Source organism: Staphylococcus felis (assembly GCF_003012915.1).
Lineage (GTDB): Bacteria > Bacillota > Bacilli > Staphylococcales > Staphylococcaceae > Staphylococcus > Staphylococcus felis.
Genome location: NZ_CP027770.1, coordinates 2,256,899 through 2,274,193, shown reverse-complemented (window position 1 = coordinate 2,274,193; position 17,295 = coordinate 2,256,899). Strand labels below are relative to the sequence as shown.

General features: G+C 32.1%; 15 protein-coding genes. 9 read left to right on the top strand and 6 right to left on the bottom strand.

What is annotated here, in order from left to right; all coding sequences use genetic code 11:
• The first annotated feature begins 42 nt into the window (after positions 1-42).
• Positions 43-2,205: an RNA degradosome polyphosphate kinase gene (locus tag C7J90_RS10670; RefSeq protein ID WP_103208500.1), complete on the top strand. Its 2,163-nt coding sequence runs from the start codon at positions 43-45 to the stop codon at positions 2,203-2,205.
• Positions 2,206-2,266: 61 nt separating this feature from the next.
• Here the strand turns inward: C7J90_RS10670 and C7J90_RS10665 are convergent, their stop codons facing one another.
• The gene (locus tag C7J90_RS10665) at positions 2,267-3,094 is read right to left on the bottom strand and encodes an RluA family pseudouridine synthase (RefSeq protein ID WP_103208502.1); all 828 of its coding nucleotides are present in this window, start codon (positions 3,092-3,094) and stop codon (positions 2,267-2,269) included.
• Between the two features lie 125 nt (positions 3,095-3,219).
• Here C7J90_RS10665 and C7J90_RS10660 point away from each other — a divergent pair, with 125 nt between their 5' ends.
• Both C7J90_RS10660 and C7J90_RS10655 read left to right on the top strand, forming a co-directional pair.
• The gene (locus tag C7J90_RS10660) at positions 3,220-4,323 is read left to right on the top strand and encodes a GAF domain-containing sensor histidine kinase (protein WP_103209835.1); all 1,104 of its coding nucleotides are present in this window, start codon (positions 3,220-3,222) and stop codon (positions 4,321-4,323) included.
• Positions 4,324-4,344: 21 nt separating this feature from the next.
• A complete protein-coding gene (locus C7J90_RS10655) occupies positions 4,345-4,971 on the top strand; it encodes a response regulator transcription factor (RefSeq protein ID WP_103209837.1) in 627 nt (208 codons plus the stop codon).
• Between the two features lie 95 nt (positions 4,972-5,066).
• On the opposite strand, the gene C7J90_RS10650 is transcribed toward C7J90_RS10655, so the two are convergent.
• Complete coding sequence (locus C7J90_RS10650) at positions 5,067-5,933, bottom strand: cation diffusion facilitator family transporter (protein WP_103209839.1); 867 nt, start codon at positions 5,931-5,933, stop codon at positions 5,067-5,069.
• Between the two features lie 294 nt (positions 5,934-6,227).
• Complete coding sequence (locus C7J90_RS10645; RefSeq protein WP_103209840.1) at positions 6,228-6,470, bottom strand: hypothetical protein; 243 nt, start codon at positions 6,468-6,470, stop codon at positions 6,228-6,230.
• Positions 6,471-6,857: 387 nt separating this feature from the next.
• On the opposite strand from C7J90_RS10645, the gene xdrA reads away from it, so the two are divergent.
• The 6 genes from xdrA to yhaM all read left to right on the top strand — a co-directional run bounded on the left by xdrA (position 6,858) and on the right by yhaM (position 14,380).
• Positions 6,858-7,322: an XRE family transcriptional regulator XdrA gene (gene xdrA, locus C7J90_RS10640; protein WP_103209842.1), complete on the top strand. Its 465-nt coding sequence runs from the start codon at positions 6,858-6,860 to the stop codon at positions 7,320-7,322.
• A 220-nt stretch (positions 7,323-7,542) separates the two neighbouring features.
• Positions 7,543-8,673, top strand: coding sequence for a DUF445 domain-containing protein (locus tag C7J90_RS10635; RefSeq protein WP_103209843.1), 1,131 nt, complete (start codon positions 7,543-7,545; stop codon positions 8,671-8,673).
• 98 nt (positions 8,674-8,771) lie between these two features.
• Positions 8,772-9,116, top strand: a complete 345-nt coding sequence (locus C7J90_RS10630) for a YlbF/YmcA family competence regulator (RefSeq protein ID WP_103209845.1) — start codon at positions 8,772-8,774, stop codon at positions 9,114-9,116.
• A 184-nt stretch (positions 9,117-9,300) separates the two neighbouring features.
• A complete protein-coding gene (locus C7J90_RS10625) occupies positions 9,301-10,488 on the top strand; it encodes a metallophosphoesterase family protein (RefSeq protein WP_103209846.1) in 1,188 nt (395 codons plus the stop codon).
• A gap of 3 nt (positions 10,489-10,491) precedes the next feature.
• A complete protein-coding gene (locus tag C7J90_RS10620) occupies positions 10,492-13,416 on the top strand; it encodes an AAA family ATPase (protein ID WP_103209848.1) in 2,925 nt (974 codons plus the stop codon).
• A gap of 22 nt (positions 13,417-13,438) precedes the next feature.
• Positions 13,439-14,380 carry a 3'-5' exoribonuclease YhaM gene (yhaM, locus tag C7J90_RS10615; protein WP_103209849.1) on the top strand — a complete coding sequence of 314 codons (942 nt, stop codon included), beginning with the start codon at positions 13,439-13,441 and terminating at the stop codon, positions 14,378-14,380.
• Positions 14,381-14,494: 114 nt separating this feature from the next.
• Here the strand turns inward: yhaM and C7J90_RS10610 are convergent, their stop codons facing one another.
• The 3 genes from C7J90_RS10610 to C7J90_RS10600 all read right to left on the bottom strand — a co-directional run bounded on the left by C7J90_RS10610 (position 14,495) and on the right by C7J90_RS10600 (position 17,121).
• Positions 14,495-15,454, bottom strand: coding sequence for a foldase protein PrsA (locus C7J90_RS10610; protein ID WP_103209851.1), 960 nt, complete (start codon positions 15,452-15,454; stop codon positions 14,495-14,497).
• Between the two features lie 542 nt (positions 15,455-15,996).
• A complete protein-coding gene (locus tag C7J90_RS10605) occupies positions 15,997-16,542 on the bottom strand; it encodes a DUF3267 domain-containing protein (RefSeq protein ID WP_103209852.1) in 546 nt (181 codons plus the stop codon).
• A gap of 51 nt (positions 16,543-16,593) precedes the next feature.
• Positions 16,594-17,121: an HTH-type transcriptional regulator Hpr gene (locus C7J90_RS10600; RefSeq protein WP_103209854.1), complete on the bottom strand. Its 528-nt coding sequence runs from the start codon at positions 17,119-17,121 to the stop codon at positions 16,594-16,596.
• Positions 17,122-17,295 lie beyond the last annotated feature (174 nt).

Genomic DNA, 17,295 nt, shown 5'->3' with positions numbered 1-17,295 from the left:
CAGTCAAAATATTGATGTTTAATAATGAGGTGAGTAAATAAAGTGACAAATGAAATAGACAAATACGATTTAAATGATCCCAGTTACTACAATAATAGAGAAGTAAGTTGGCTAGACTTTAACTATCGAGTACTACAAGAAGCTTGTGATAGTAACAATCCTCTATTAGAACAATTAAATTTTTTAGCTATAGGAAGTTCAAATTTAGATGAATTTTTTATGGTGAGGGTTGCTGGATTGAAAGATCAGGTTAAAATGGGGTTTGATAAACCAGAAAATAAAGCTCAATTAACTCCGATTCAACAACTTGAAGCAATTGAAAAGAAAAATCGACAGAATGTAGAATTTCAGTATAATCGATTTAATGCGTTAATTGATGCGCTTAAAACGTATGATGTGTACTTATGTCACCCTGAAGAGCTAGATGATAACATCATTGAACAATTAGAAAAAGAATTTTTAAGTGACATATTACCTACCCTAACACCTTTAGGAATAGATGCCTATCGACCTTTTCCGAAATTAAATAATAAAACTTTGAATATATTTGTTGATATTGATACAGGAGATGAAATCAACTCAGCAATTGTTCAAATCCCGACATTATTAGATCGATTTACGACTATTAATGACGGAAATAAGCAATATATTATATTAATTGAAGATGTCATTTCATATTTTATGGGTTATTTGTTTAATGGGTATGAAATCCTTAATACGTATACGTTTAGAATTACACGAAATGCTGATTTGACAATACATGAAGATGAAGCGGAAGATTTATTAATCGAAATAGAAAGGTTTTTAAAAGAACGTAAAAGTGGTGCGGCAGTTCGACTAGAAATTGACAATCGCATGAATGAAAAGCAAAATGTAGAATGGTTGATTGAAACGTTAGAGCTAGGACCTGAAGATGTTTATCATACAAATGGTCCGTTAGATTTAACAATGTTGTTTAATCTTGTAGGCCATTTATCTCACAAGCTAAAAGAACTTAAATATCCAAGGTATACACCACAACCGCCGCAATCATTAGGGAATAGAAACATTTATGATTTAGCTTTAAAAAGAGATATCTTTTTCCATCATCCATATGAATCATTTGATCCGATTGTTGATTTTATTCGTGATGCTTCAGAGGATCCAGATACAATGGCAATTAAACAGACATTATATCGTGTGAGTAGTGACTCACCAATTATTGAAGCATTAAAAAATGCCGCTGAAAATGGTAAACAGGTCACGGTTTTAGTCGAGTTAAAAGCACGATTCGATGAAGAAAATAATGTGCAGTGGGCGAGAATGCTTGAAGATGCGGGTTGTCATGTCATGTACGGGATGACACATCTTAAAACACACAGTAAAATCACTTTAGTTGTCAAGCGGATTAATGGTAAACTTATTCCTTTCGTTCATCTAGGTACTGGAAACTATAATGATAAAACAGCAAAGTTATACACTGATATGGGAATTATTACAACGAATGAAAAAATCGGTCAAGACGCGATGAGTTTCTTTAACTATTTAAGTGGATACTCCATTAAACCAGAATATCAAGAACTCATTGTTGCACCATATGAAATTCGAGATTTATTTATTGAACGAATAGATGAAGAAATCGAAAGTCATCAAAAATATGGCAATGGTAAAATGATGATGAAGATGAACTCTCTAACGGATAAAGCTTTAATCAAAAAATTATACGAAGCCTCTCAAGCAGGGGTTCAAGTTCAGCTGATTATTAGAGGCATTTGTTGTCTAAAACCTGGAATCACAGGTGTAAGTGAAAATATTGAAGTGGTTAGTATAGTAGGCCGGTTGTTAGAGCATTCTCGAATCTATTATTTTTATAACAATGGGGATGAAAAGATATATTTATCTTCTGCAGATATGATGACACGTAATATGATTAAACGTGTAGAAATTCTTTTCCCAATTTTAAACAAAAAAATTGCTAAAAGGCTTGTAGACTACATGCAATTGCAACTTTCTGATAATCAGAAAGGACGATATCAGGATAAAAACGGGGTATATCATTATATTAAAAATGATTTGCCAAGTTTAAATTCTCAAGAACATCTTATGGATGAAGCGATACAATTTGGTTTAAACTTGACTAAAGAAAATATAGTTGAAATTGGACAGCCAGTGAAGCCGAAATCGAGATGGATTAAGCGCTTCCGGAATAGGTTTAATAAATCATAAATTTAAAACCGCACTATAGTCTCTCATCAAACGAACTATAGCGCGGTTTTTCTATGGTTTGTTATTTAATGTCATCTAGTGACACAGTAACGTCTTGTTGTGTAAAAGGATGCTTGAATTGAATCATATAACTTTCAAGTTGAAGTTGACGTAGTTTTGAATCACTGTATAGTGGGTCTCCTATAACAGGATGACCTATCTCGGCTAAATGGACACGAATTTGATGTGTACGTCCAGTATCTAACTTTATTTTTAACTCACAAATACCTTCTTCAATCATTTTTGAATCAATAATGTGTGTAATTGCACGTTGACCGGTTGGTGATACGCGGCGTCTATTTGGATGGAATTTATCTTTTCCAATAGGCATATCAATTGTTTGAGGCTTAATTGGCAACAAACTTCTAACTTGTGCACGATAAATGCGATGGATTTCATTATCTTCAAGCATTCGATCCAAAATTTTCTTAACGATTGGGTCTTTGGCGACAATTAGTAATCCGACTGTCTCTTGATCTAATCGATGAATAGGTTCAACATATGGGCAATTGAGTGTATAGCGAACATGGTTCATAAGCGTGTTGCTCTCTTTTAAATCATTTGGATGTGTTTTAACGCCCTTTGGTTTTAAAACGACAGCTAAGTATTCATCTTCATACACAATAGTTGCATAGCGATAACTTGGTAAATATTGACTTTCAATATCATTTTCTGGTAACGAGACTATATCGCCTTCTTTAACTATCGCATTTAATTGCGAAGGCTGTTGATTCACTTGGATAGCTTTTGACATATTCAAAAAATGTAATTCCTTTTTAGGTAATTTTAAAGATTTTAAAATGTCACGAATGGTCATATTATGAAAAGGTTCAGCAACAGTAAATTTCATGTAATCCTCCTTATATTCTCACTTATCATACCATAAACTCTCTCAATGATACATGTCATTATAGTTTTTTACTATATTTCAAATGTGTATAATATATTTATAATCAAAACTATTGGGGTGAAAAAATGAAAAAACCCACACATTTAGCATTACTTAAAGAATTAGCCGAATTTTTAAATGAAGAGACAGAAATTCAATCAATGTTAGATGGTGCGATTAATTATTTAATTCAAGGTAGCGATTTTACGACAGGATGGATTTTCTTTATTGATGACGATGGAAAACATACGTTAGAATCAAAATTTGCATTACCAAAAGCATTAACAAATCAATCTTGTAAATATATGAGAGAAGGAACATGTTGGTGTGTCCAAGCTTATCATAATAAAAAACTAACGAAAGCGTCTAATATTATTAATTGCTCAAGAATTAATTTAGCCAGCCATGAATACAGAGATGAAACAGAGGACATTACACATCATGCAACAGTGCCACTCCGATCAGGTCATGAACAATTTGGTCTATTAAATGTTGCAACCCCTCATACAATACGGTATAGCGATGAAGATTTAGAATTGTTAGAGTCTGTAGCTTTTCAAATTGGTTCGGCTATTAAACGCATTTATTTAACTGATCAAGAAAAAGAAGCAGCTAGAATGAATGAACGTAATCGTTTAGCTAGAGACTTGCATGATTCGGTTAACCAAATGTTGTTTTCACTAAAACTAACAGCACATGCAGCGGGACAAATGTCTAAAGAACCGACGTCAAAACAAGCATTTCATCAAATCGAAAAAACGAGTCAAAATGCTGTCAATGAAATGAGAGCGCTTATATGGCAACTTAAACCGGTGGGACTGGAAAAAGGACTTGTTCATGCACTGAAAGAATATGCGAATTTGATAAATATCAATTTAGCGATTGAAGTACATGGTTTAATAGACTTAGAAAATAATATCGAAACAAATGTTTATCGTATTTTGCAAGAGACCATTAATAATACAAAAAAACATGCAAAGACAGATGCTGTTTTGATTGACTTAAATCAAAATGATGAGGGATTATTCATAAAGATTGTTGATGAAGGTATAGGTTTTGACATGGCGAATATTGATGAAAAATCGCACCACGGCCTTTCAAATATGAGACAACGTGTGAATATTCTAAAAGGACACATCGCTATCGATAGTTACCAAGGTACAAAAATTCAAATTCAAATACCGTTATAATGAAAGAAAGGCGTGACAACTATGTCGAAAATTGCACTAGTCGATGATCATTATATTGTTCGACAAGGTTTAGAATTTTTATTGTCAACTCAAGAAGAAATAGAGGTAGTTGGCAGTTATGACAATGGGCAAATGCTATTAGATGACCTCGACAATCAAGTGATTCAACCAGAACTTATTTTAGTAGATTTAGTAATGCCAGGAATGAATGGAATTACATTGATACATCATTTAAAACGCAATTACCCCAATATAAAAATACTTGTACTTACGAGTTATGTAGATGAAGAGCATGTCTTGTCAGCAATGAATGAAGGCGCTGACGGTTATGAGATGAAAGATGTTGATCCAGAACAATTAATGTTATCCATCAAATCTGTTCTAAGTGGGACAAAAATGATTCATAAAGATGCACAACAAGTGATGGACACAGTTATCAAAAAACCACATATGATGAATAAACTTTCTAAAAGAGAGACTGAAGTGTTAAAAGAAATGGCAAAAGGAAAAACAAATAAAGAAATTGCACAAACATTATTTGTTTCGGAAAAAACAATCAAAACGCATGTGAGTCATATTTTTAGTAAATTAAATGTAACTGATCGTACTCAAGCAGCTATATATGCAATGGAGAATAAACTGATTTAGTGCGGTTAATAGTCATTAAAGAACGAGACCGAAAGAGAGTGTTAGAAGTTTTAATCTGTGTCTCGTCCTTACATGTGACTTAATATAGATGTATTTTATAAAAAAGGCTCAATATGGACAATCGTTTCAACTTCACCTAGATAATTTTGAAGATGGTTTTCAATTTCATCTGAAATTTCATGACTTTCAATCACGTTTAGTTGCGGGTCAACTGCTATAGTGACATCAATAAAAGAAATAACGCCGTGACTTCTTGCTTTGATGTCACGAATTTCTTTAATGTGATCAACTTTTTGAATGATTTGTTTAATGTAATCTAGCTCTTCTTCATCATATCCATCTGTTAATGTAATTGCTGTTTCTTTAAAAATATCTATACTCGTTTTCATTATTAATAATCCTATAATAATTGCTGCAATGGTGTCTAACATTGGAATGCCGAGATAGACACCAATGACACCTATTACTGTACCAATCGAGACTAAGGCATCTGACAAATTATCATAACTTGCTGCTTTTAAAGCACTACTTTTAACCTTTTGTGAAAGACGTCGATTATATAAAAACACTATAAACATCATAAGACTTGAGATGATACCTACGACTATTGAAGAGATGCTAGGACTTTTAAATTCTCCTTGATAAAAATGTTGAATACCCGTAATGATAACTTGTACACTAACGGCAAACATAATAAAAGATGCAATGAGTGATGCAATGAATTCAGAGCGATAATGTCCATAAGGATGGTTTTTATCAACAGGTTTCATTGAAATTTGTAACGCAATTAAAATAGCTACAGAGCTGATAACATCAGTTGCATTATTAATACCATCAGCCATCAATCCTCGGCTATCTGATAGCCATCCGTAGAAAACTTTTAGTAAAGTAAGAAAGGTATATGTTATGATGCTAATAGTAGCACCTTTTTTAGCTTGTGAAATTTTATAGTTAAGTTGCAATCCATGACACCTCAAATTCTTCTATCTCTTATCGACTATTATATTATCTTACTAAAAGCTCTGGAAATCTAGTTAAAGCATCACAAAATCATTGCTTTATAAGTGAATTATAATGACATTAAGAGAGGCGCAGTAAAAGGTGATGCGTTTATGGAAATAATATCAATAAAATAAAAAAGTATTCAATTCTAATAGTGTGTTCTTATGTTCATCAAGCATAAATGAGATAGCTCTGAACTGCTTATTATTGTAAGCTCATTCACAAGAGTTAATCTATTTATGTGAAAATGTGAGCTACATTTTTGATTTTTGAACCATTTTGATTCGCATATGTGCGAGTTCAAAAACAATAATAATGATACATAAAAGAATGATTTTGATTGACTCCGGATGCCATCCGAAAATGATAAAGTCAACAATAAATAAAACGAACGTTAACGCTGCTGCGAGAATATTAAAGAGCCAATGTGACTTCTTTAAAACACCTACAACGATGAAGCAAGCAATCATTAAGCCCAAAATCCATATTAAAACCATTGTTGTGCTCCTTTTCTCATAATTCAAAGTCTGTATATGTGTGATATATTCATTTAAAGGAGAAGTTACCAAATATGATAGGCTTAATCAAAGCAAGTCAATATTTATCAACTTCAATTCCCATATACTTTAATGACCAGTATATCAGATAATATTAAGCATGACAGTTAAAAGGAATTCATAAGATGAATGGTTTTAAATATAAATGAAAAGTTGTGTTAGAGTTTTAAGACTATTATGGCTTTTCATTGAGTCATTTGTTTCTGTAAAATGGCTCTTCCCATTTTCTGTTTTTTGTATTATTATGTAATTTGTGTTTCAAGAATTGTGTATAATTGCAATATCTTGTGTGCGGATAAATTTTATTAAGAAAGGTAGTTAGAATAAATGGATAGACAAAGTTTCACTGAATTAATTCAAACCAAGTTTAAAATGGTACGTATTGAAGCGGGGTATACCCAAGATACAATGGCATTAACGATAGGATTATCGAAAAAGACATTAGTACAAATTGAGAAAGAGCGTGTTTTACCTAACTGGACAACGTGTGTGTCGATTTGTGCGTTATTTAGGGATTCAGAAGTCCTTAATAGTACATTTGGTTGCGATCCGCTTGAAATTATACAGACGATTTCACGTAATCAAGCTGCATATCCCAAACATTCAACAGTGAGTGATATTTATTGGGATACATTAGATAGTAAAGGCGGCTTTATATTACAAGCTAATAAGGTCAGTGAGTTATACCGTGTTTTAGATACTGATAAGCAGCCTGTTTTTGGTACGCCAAAACTTAGAGAAGCTGAGACTTACTTTCAGCGCCATGTAAAAGAAGATCTTATTCGCGCATAGTTTAATATAAAAGCTAACCGATTTCAGTGTACATATGTGGGGAGAATATCAAGAGAACCGCTCACTGATTTTTGTTAAATAATAAGATAACTCCTCAGAGCGAGACAACCAATCTAATATCTACTTAGATGAGTCTCGCTATTTTTTATAGAAATGATGATATGAGTAGAGAACAGGGTATTGAAACAAATCATTTAAATTTGAAAAAGGAGAGACTATAATGACACCGTTTTTAACAATTATTGTCATGATCATTATAGGCGCAATTATTGGTGGCGTAACGAATATGATTGCTGTAAAAATGTTGTTTCATCCTTTCAAAGCTTACTATATATTTGGTAAAAGAATGCCTTTTACACCTGGATTGATCCCTAAAAGACGTGAAGAGATTGCAACTAAAATAGGTCAGGTCGTAGAAGAACATTTATTAACTGAGTCATTAATCAGAGAAAAGCTAAACTCTAAAAATATGATAAGCGTAATGGATGAAACGATACATCGTCAAGTCGAACTTTTAAGAAAAGATGAAACGACTTTACAAACATTAGCTGAACATCTAAATATTGACGTTGCGGAAAAAGGAACGGCTTGGATAACGCAATTGATGGATCAAAAGTTAACGTTGAAATATTTGGAGCATGAGCATCAAAAGTTAACCGATGTGATTCCAGCATCAATTGTAGAGAAAATAGATCAAAAAATAGAAACAGTCAGCGATATTTTATTAGCAAGAGCAAAAGCGTATTTAAATTCTGACAAAGGATATACAGACATTCTCGATATGTTAGAGTCATTTTTTGTAGAAAAAGGAAAAATCATAGGGATGCTTCAGATGTTCATGACGCAAGAAGCTATCGCTGAACGTATTCAAATTGAGTTGTTGCGTTTAACAGAACAACCTAAAGCGCAACATATTCTAAAAGAGCAAATCCAAAAAGAATATAATAGATTAAAAAGAATGCCTCTTTGCGATATAGTAGATAGAAACCAATTTAATGATTTAAAACATCAAATGATTTCGTATTCGATCTCCCAAGTGAATCTATCTAAACGTGTCCATCAACCTGTAAGTCAAGTTTTCCCAGATTTATTTAATGCATTAGATGACAAAGGTGTTCGTAAAATCAGCCAGTTAGTAATATCACTTTTAGCCAATCGATTAACCTCTATTTTGAAACAGGTCAATATTCGTGGACTTGTTGAGGAACAAATTAATCGATTCGAGCTCGATTATATTGAAAGGTTGATATTTGAAATTGCAAATAAAGAGTTAAAACTCATAATGCTACTGGGATTTGTTTTAGGAGGTATTGTGGGTCTTTTCCAAGGATTGATTGCAATCTTTGTATAACATTAAAAAATATGGTATTGTAAGCAAGGAAAGAGAATGGAGAATATAGATTACATTCTCAGACACACACTTTGATATTATTAAGGAGCGGTATGACTATGGCTGTAAATTTATATGATTATGCAAACAATTTAGAACAAGCATTACGTGAAAGTGATGAATATCAAGCAATTAAAAAAGCTTATGATAAGGTAAAATCAAATGATGAATCAAAAAAATTATTTGATGAATTCCGTGAAACACAACTGAAGTTCCAACAAAAACAAATGCAAGGTGAAGAAATCGCTGAAGATGACCTTAAACAAGCTCAAGACCAAGCTCAACAAATTGAAAAAGATGAAAACATTTCTGAATTAATGGCTGCTGAACAAAAAATGAGCCAAGTATTCCAAGAAATCAACCAAATCATCGTAAAACCTTTAGATGAGATTTACGCTGACTAAGGGTAAATAATGAAGACTGAGGCAATGTTATCCTAGTCTTATCTTTTAGACAAACCTATCTTGTAGAAAGACAGGTTTGTCTTTTTTATATCCTCATCGACCCGTAATTATGATAAAATATAAGAATACATAAAAGTTTACTAAAAAAATATAAAAGTATATTTATTTAAAGGAGAATGCATGAATGGTTAAGTTTATTCATTGTGCAGATTTGCATCTAGACAGTCCATTTGCATCAAAACAATTTTCAAGTCCGAATATCGTTAAAGATATGGAAAATAGTGCATACGAGAGTTTTAAAAAAATTATTGATTTGGCATTAAGAGAAGAAGTCGATTTCGTTTTGATTTGTGGGGATGTATTTGATAATCGAAATCGTACATTGAAATCAGAAATATTCCTTAAAGAACAAATGGAAAGGCTTCAAAAAGAGCAGATTTTTGCATACATTATTCATGGGAATCATGATCCATTATCTGAGCGTATTACAACAGAATTACCAGAAAATGTGACGGTTTTCTCAAATAAAGTAGAAACATATCAAGCGATTACGAAAAATGGGGAAACAATACATTTTCATGGTTTTAGCTATCAAAATAGTGAAAGCTATGAAAATAAAGTAGATGAATTTCCAACGAATGAAGACCGTGATGTGATTCATATTGGTTTATTGCACGGTACGTATAGTAAGTCTTCAGAAAGCCATCGCTATACAGAATTTCGATTAGAAGACTTAAATTCAAAGCTATATCATTACTGGGCTTTGGGTCATATTCATAAACGTGAACAGCTGAGTGATTTGCCAGAAATTCATTATCCTGGGAACATTCAAGGGCGTCACTTTAAAGAACAAGGTGAAAAAGGCTGCTTACTTGTCGAAGGAGATCATATTAAATTCAAGACGCAATTTGTACCCACTCACTTTGTGCGTTTTGATAGTGCAGTGATTGAAGTTGAAAATACGAATCGTCAGTATCTGTATGAAAAAATTCAAACATTTAAAAATAGTGTGCGTCATTTAGGACGTGCCATATATCGTTTGCAAGTCAATGTAAGTGGGGACAACCGCTTTGATTCACAAACGATTAACCAAGTTAAAGAAATGATTGCTGATTATGAGGAAAATGAGCATCATTTCGTGTTTATCGATGAATTAATCATTCATTATACTGAACTTGTCAGAACATCGATATCTAAAGAGTTCCCTCAAGAATTGTTGTTACAAGATGATATATACGAAAATGCATTGCAAGATTTGTATATGAATCCTAAAGCATCAAAGTATCTTGATCATTTTCAAAAATATGACCGAGAAGCATTAATCAATCGTGCCGAAAATATCATTTACACTGAGCTAAAGGGGGACGAATAAATTATGAAAATTAAGTCAGTTGAAATTTATGGTTATGGTCAATTTGTCCAACGACGTGTAGAATTTAACGAGTACTTTACCGAAATTTATGGTGAGAATGAAGCAGGTAAATCAACGCTACAGGCATTTATTCATTCTATATTATTCGGTTTCCCAACAAAACGCGAGCATGAACCAAGACTAGAGCCACGTATGGGAAACCATTATGGCGGACGTGTAACACTCATTATGGATGATTCAAGTGAGATTGTGGTGGAAAGAGTCAAAGGGTCAGCACAAGGCGACGTCAAAGTATATCTTCCAAATGGTTCGATTAAAGATGAATCATGGTTAAAAGAGCACTTGAATTTTATTGATAAACGAACGTATCAATCGATTTTTTCATTTAGTGTTTTAGGTCTTCAAGATATCCATAAACATTTAACTGAAAATCAGTTACAAAACTTCCTAATGCAAGCAGGTGCTTTAGGCTCTACTGAATTTATCGGTATGAGAGACTTGATCAGTAGTAAAAAACAAGAACTATATAAAAAAGCCGGTCAAAATCCCGAAATCAACCGACAAATCGAGGAATTAAAAAACCTGGAACTTCAGATTCGTGATAAATCATCTGAGCTTGAAACGTATCAAAGATTGACTGAAACGAGAGATAAAAGTCAAAAGCGATTAGATACTTTAAAGCAAAATTTAAGTCATCTGAATCAATTTTATGAAGAAAAACAAAAAGAACTCGCATTGCATGATCAAGTTCAAGAGTGGAAGGGACTTGAAAGTGACTTAAATATCGAACCGCTAGCATTTCCAGAACAAGGCATTGATCGATACGAAGCAGCTAAATTTCAAACACAACAATTAGAACGTGATATTGGTTTACGTGAGGAAAAAAGGATTCAATTAGAACACGATAATCAAGCTCTTAGTATTCCAAAAGCAGATCACTTTAAACAAATAGAAGCGTTGTCCAAAAAGGAAGAATCGATTAAGCAAGATGAGTTTGATTTAAAGCAAATGCGTCGTGATATCGATCATCATCAACGGGATTTAGAAGGATTGTGCCACAATATAGGTTGGGATAAGGTGTATGAAGGATTGGATACATCTGAAGTTCAAGTGAGTTATACGAGTCATTTATTAAAAGAGTACGATGAACAACTTTTAACAATCCAACGATTAAAGCATACGCATGATGAATACCAAATTGAAACAAAAACATATGAAAATGAAATCAATGATTTAGAAAATCAACTCGTATCCGAAGAAGATTTTGAGAAAAAGCAAATTCATGAAAAACAGCTATTAGAACTCAATGAAAAGCGAAACTTATTCACGAAAATGAAAGAAACATTTGAACAAGAATATAATGAAAAGCAAAAGAAAAAGCATTTTATGCGAATAATGTTAGTGTTTTTAGCAGTTGTTTCACTGGGTTTAGCCACTTTTGCATTTGTTACTAGCAATTTGTTATTTAGTGCAGCATTTGCAGTGTTAGCGGTATTATGCTTGTTAGGTCTCTTTTTAACTAAATCGAAAGAGGTTAGTTATAATCAACGCTTTGCAGACGAGATAACTGAATTAGAAAATCAAGTTACTCACCTCGAAAATGCGTATAATTTAGACTTTAACTTAAATCATCAATTTCAATTACGTGATCAAGTTGCACAGCGTAAGCAAAGTTTAAAGATACTAACACTGAAATTTCAAAACATATTACAACAATTAAAACAAACAGAAGAGAATATAGATGTATCACGTCGAAAAATTAATGACATCAAAGCGAACATACATGTATCTGAAAACTTATCTAATGATTTATTAGTGGATGCTTTTCATACAATACAAAAAATTAATGAGCATCAAGAGCATTTAAATGAACTTAAAGAATCAGAAAGTCATTTGGTGCAGTCACTTGAACAATTTTACACTCAGGCAAAAGAAAAAGTAGAAATGATATTTGATCATTTTAATGCTGAGGCGATGTTCCATGATTTAAGGGAATGGATTAAACGAGTTCAAAGTGATAGCGCACGTTTTGAACGAAATCAAGAGCAGATTGATTTAATTCAAAATGAAGTTAAACATTTAAAATCTCGACTAAAGGAAAATCATTTAGTTATTCAAAACTTATTTAGTTCGATTGGCGCTTTAGATGAAGAAAGTTATTATAAACACTTTGATCGTTATCAAACATATCAAACACGTTTAAGTCGATTTAATGATTTAACATTGTACTTAGAAAATCAAGATTATGGGTATGAAAAAAGTTCAAAGCTGAGCGAAAAAACAACAGTGCAACTAGAAACGGAATTTGAAAAATTATCTGATCAAATTGATACGTATAATGAAAATTTCCTAGAATTGCAATCTGAGGTAAGTGATTTAACGGCTCAAATCAATCATATGGAAACAGATGACACGTTAAGACAACTTCGACATCGTTTTCAATTATTACGGAATCAGCTTAATGAAAAAGCAGAAGACTGGGCTGCATTAAGTTATTTAGAAGCGTTAGTGGATGAACATATTAAGCAAATTAAAAATAAACGACTTCCTCAAGTTGTGAATGAAGCCACTCATATATATCATGAGTTGACTGAAGGCCAATATGAGCAAGTCACTTATAATGATAATCAATTAATGGTTCGACACAAAGACGGACAAATCTATCATCCAATTGAGCTTAGTCAATCAACAAAGGAACTTCTGTATATTGCTTTACGTATAAGCTTAATCAAAACGCTCAAGCCGTATTACTCACTACCAATTATAATCGATGATGCCTTTGTACATTTTGATGTTCAACGTAAAAGTAAAATGATTAAATATTTGCGTTCTATGCCAGAAAATTACCAAGTGTTATATTTCACTTGTAATCGAGATAGCCATATTCCTGCAAAACAACTTGTTACTTTGAATAAACTAGAGAAATAGCTAAAAGAAAGGCGTTTTAATCATGAGAAATATTGAAAAGTTAAATCCTGGCGATACTGTAAACCACTTTTTCTTAGTTAAAAGTGCAACACAAGGTGTAACAGCACAAGGCAAAGATTATATGAATATCAAATTACAAGATAAAAGCGGTATTTTAGACACTAAATTTTGGACGCCGTCAAAGGAAGATTTGACGACAATCAAACCAGAGATGATTATTCATGTAAAAGGGGATATTATTAACTTTCGTGGCAATAAACAGTTAAAAATGAATCAATATCGTATTGCTAATGAAGAAGATCATTTATATGCAAAAGACTTTATAGATTCTGCACATTTATCACCCGAAGAAATTAAAAATGCCATGCAAGAATATATATTTGAAATCGAAAATGCGAATTTGCAACGCATTATTAGATATTTATTAAACAAATATGAGAATGAGTTTTTTACTTTTCCTGCAGCGAGCTCACATCATCATGACTTTTTAGGTGGATTAAGTTACCATGTGTTGACAATGTTACGGATTGCACGATCCCTCTGTGAAATATACCCAGAGTTAAATCGTAGCCTACTTTATAGTGGTATTATTTTGCATGATATGGGGAAAGTAAAAGAACTAACAGGACCAGTTGCTACGTCGTACACTGTTGAAGGGAATTTACTTGGTCACATTTCGATAGCAAGTGATGAAGTCATGGAAGTATCGAGAGAGCTTGGTATTGAAGGTGAAGAAGTGATGTTATTGAGACATATGATTTTATCTCATCACGGTAAATTAGAGTATGGGTCACCTAAGTTACCGCTTATTAAAGAAGCTGAAATCCTTCACTTTATTGATAACATTGATGCGCGTATGAATATGTTTGAAAAAGCATTCAAAACGACTCAAAAAGGTCAGTTTACAGAGCGTATTTTAGGGTTAGATAGAAGAAGTTTTTATAAACCAGAAAAGCTAGATTAATAAATATAGTTTTTAACAAATGTATGTATTTTTTCAATTAAAAAGAGACTCAAACACCGCCCATGGAAAAGGGCTTGTGAGTGTTTGAGTCTCTTTTTTGAATACTGTTAAAAATTACATACCTAAATTACTTTGACCTTGAGAAGCTTGTTTTTTTAACGCTTCTGGGTTGAGGATATTATCTTCTATAGCTTTTTTAATGTCGCTATTTTTATAGTCAACATTATATTCATCTAATAAATCTTTATAAGCATTTGTCAAAATTTCTGGTTTTTCTTGCAATTGATTTTGAATTAATTTTTCTTTTAACTGTGATTTCTTTTTATTAAAATCTGTTGGCTTATCCGCTCTGATAATATGGTATCCATAGTCCGTTTTAACAACATCTGATAGTTGGCCATCTTTTAGTTTAAATAATGCTTTTTCAAAAGGTTCAACCATTTGACCTTTTACCACATACCCTAAACTACCATTATTGTCTTTACTTGAGTCCATTGATTCATTTTTAGCAATTTTATCGAATTGACTTGGGTCTTTATCCAGTTGTTTTTTGATATCTTCAATTTTCTTTTTCGCTTCTTTGTCAGACAAGCCCTCTTTATCATTTTTGTCTTCTTTAACTTTAATTAAAATATGTGAAGCTTTTTTAGTATTATCTTTAATTTCTTTGTCAGAAATGTCTACTTTTTCATTTAATAACTCTTTTTGATACTCTATCGTTTTACGTTGCTCTTTATATTCATCCATAGTTAGACCTTGTTGTTTCAATAAAGTATTAAATTGATCTTTACCGCCATACTTTTTAACTTCACTGTCTACTTCCTTATCAATACTTTTACTGTCAATTTTATCGCCATATTTGTCTTGCAATATTTTATTTAGTAACACTTTGAATGAATTACTTGCAATTTGTTCATTACCAATTTCTTTCATGACGTCTTCAACTTTGACGTTACCAGCTTTTGAAGAAATGAGTGTTTCATCTTCAGAAGTTGGCGTATTGTTACCACAAGCTCCAAGTAAAACAGCACTTGCAGTTAATGGAAGAATGATTTTTTTGATGCCTTTATTCATTGCGACGACTCCTTTTTTATAAATTAACACACATAATATAACACATCGTTGGATGAACACCAAAGCTGAAGGTAAAATATCAGACTAAATAATGAGAGATTTGTGATAATTGATAAAGGCGAGGTTGGGATATCAATCCCAAAATAAATGGCGCTAAGATGATGTTTAATAAAAATACGTCTTAGCGCTTCCTTGTTTATGCATGTCATTATTTACTATTATTGTTAAAAAATAAGACACTTTCGTATCATTCAAAAACAAATAAAAAATCATGAAAATGATAATGGGGAATATTTTAAAGCGCAAATGAACCCAAAGAATCTGCAAGTAAAGAAATGTTTGATGTAGAACCTGTATTTGGATTTATGGAATTCAATCGAATGTTGGTGTGAGGATTAAACAAGGTAAAATGAGAACTCGGTTTTGTGATTATGGCATTAAGTATAATTAAAGGAAAAACTTCGAGATTTTTCGTAAATGCTTACGAAAACCTCGAAGCTTTTCGATGACTGATATCTATGTCTCAGCTCACTCATTTTAGTTTATTTATAATTTTTTTCTAATAGTACAAATCCATTAATATGTTCTTCAACGTATTTACCTTGTCTTGAAAAAACAATGACCTTGAGATATAGAAGATCCATTACCGAGTATCCTGCGTTTAAAGATAATAAAAACATAAAATAATGACCATATTCAGGAATTAAGCGGGCAATGTATACACAAAGCGCTGTAATTAAAATGAGTGGCATAATTAAACAAATACAAAAATACAATTTACTTACGGGTTTATCTAAAAATATATTGTACAGTGGAAGCCATTTTGTTTTAATCAATTTAGTTATGCGCAAATATTTAAAGTAAGGTAATACCATTAAGATGTGAATTAATTTATGGAAAGGATATAAAAATAACATTAAGACAATAAACAGTATAAAATGTTGATCTGTAAATGGAACACGTGAACTAAAGTGAAATAATTCAAAACTTATAAAGAAAGTAATAACAACTGTCACAAAACTTATAAAAGCGATACGCGGTAATCCAAATCGAGAATGTATATCAATTGAGCGTAAGCAATTCAGCATAAGTCATACTCCTTTATCTCTACATTAATATATCGTATTATCCCCCCGAACCTAAATGTCGTCAAGTAATTTATTTTTAATCTGTTCATGACAGATATGAAGTTCGTCAATAAAATGACGTCCATGAAGTTTAGAAACTAAATAGTGCATATCACTAAAATGAGGAAGATGAAACATTTCTTTTTCAAACGTTTTTGACGCTTTATAAATTGAATTGTACTCCTCATCATAGTGATTTAGGGTTTGTTCGACAAATTCTTTTCCATCATGCGTTAATTTTAAAAATGTGTTGCGTTTGTCATAAACATCCTTCTCAAGAACTAATAAATTTTGTTGTTCTAATCGTTTGGCAAAGTTAAAGGCTGTTGATACGTGCATAACACCTTGTTTGGAAATATCGGTAATCGTTATGCGCTCATTGGCATAGATAGTTATTAATATCATGTATTCGTTAATCGTAATGCCAGATTTTTTGAGCCAATATTGCCAATCATTTTCGGCATTTTTCCAAATGATTTTTGACAATAATGCGATTTTTTGTGTGTACAGCATGGTTTCAATGCGTTCTTTATTATTCATGGATGAATACCTCCTTAAGCTAGCGATAAAAAAGGGTGGAACAGAAATCTATTTGACCTAGTAGATTTATTGTCCCACCCTAAAAGCGTATATAATCTATCGTTGATTAATCGCGAGGAATAATTAAAGAAATAGATTTTAAATTAATCATTCAAGGAATTGAATTAATATGAT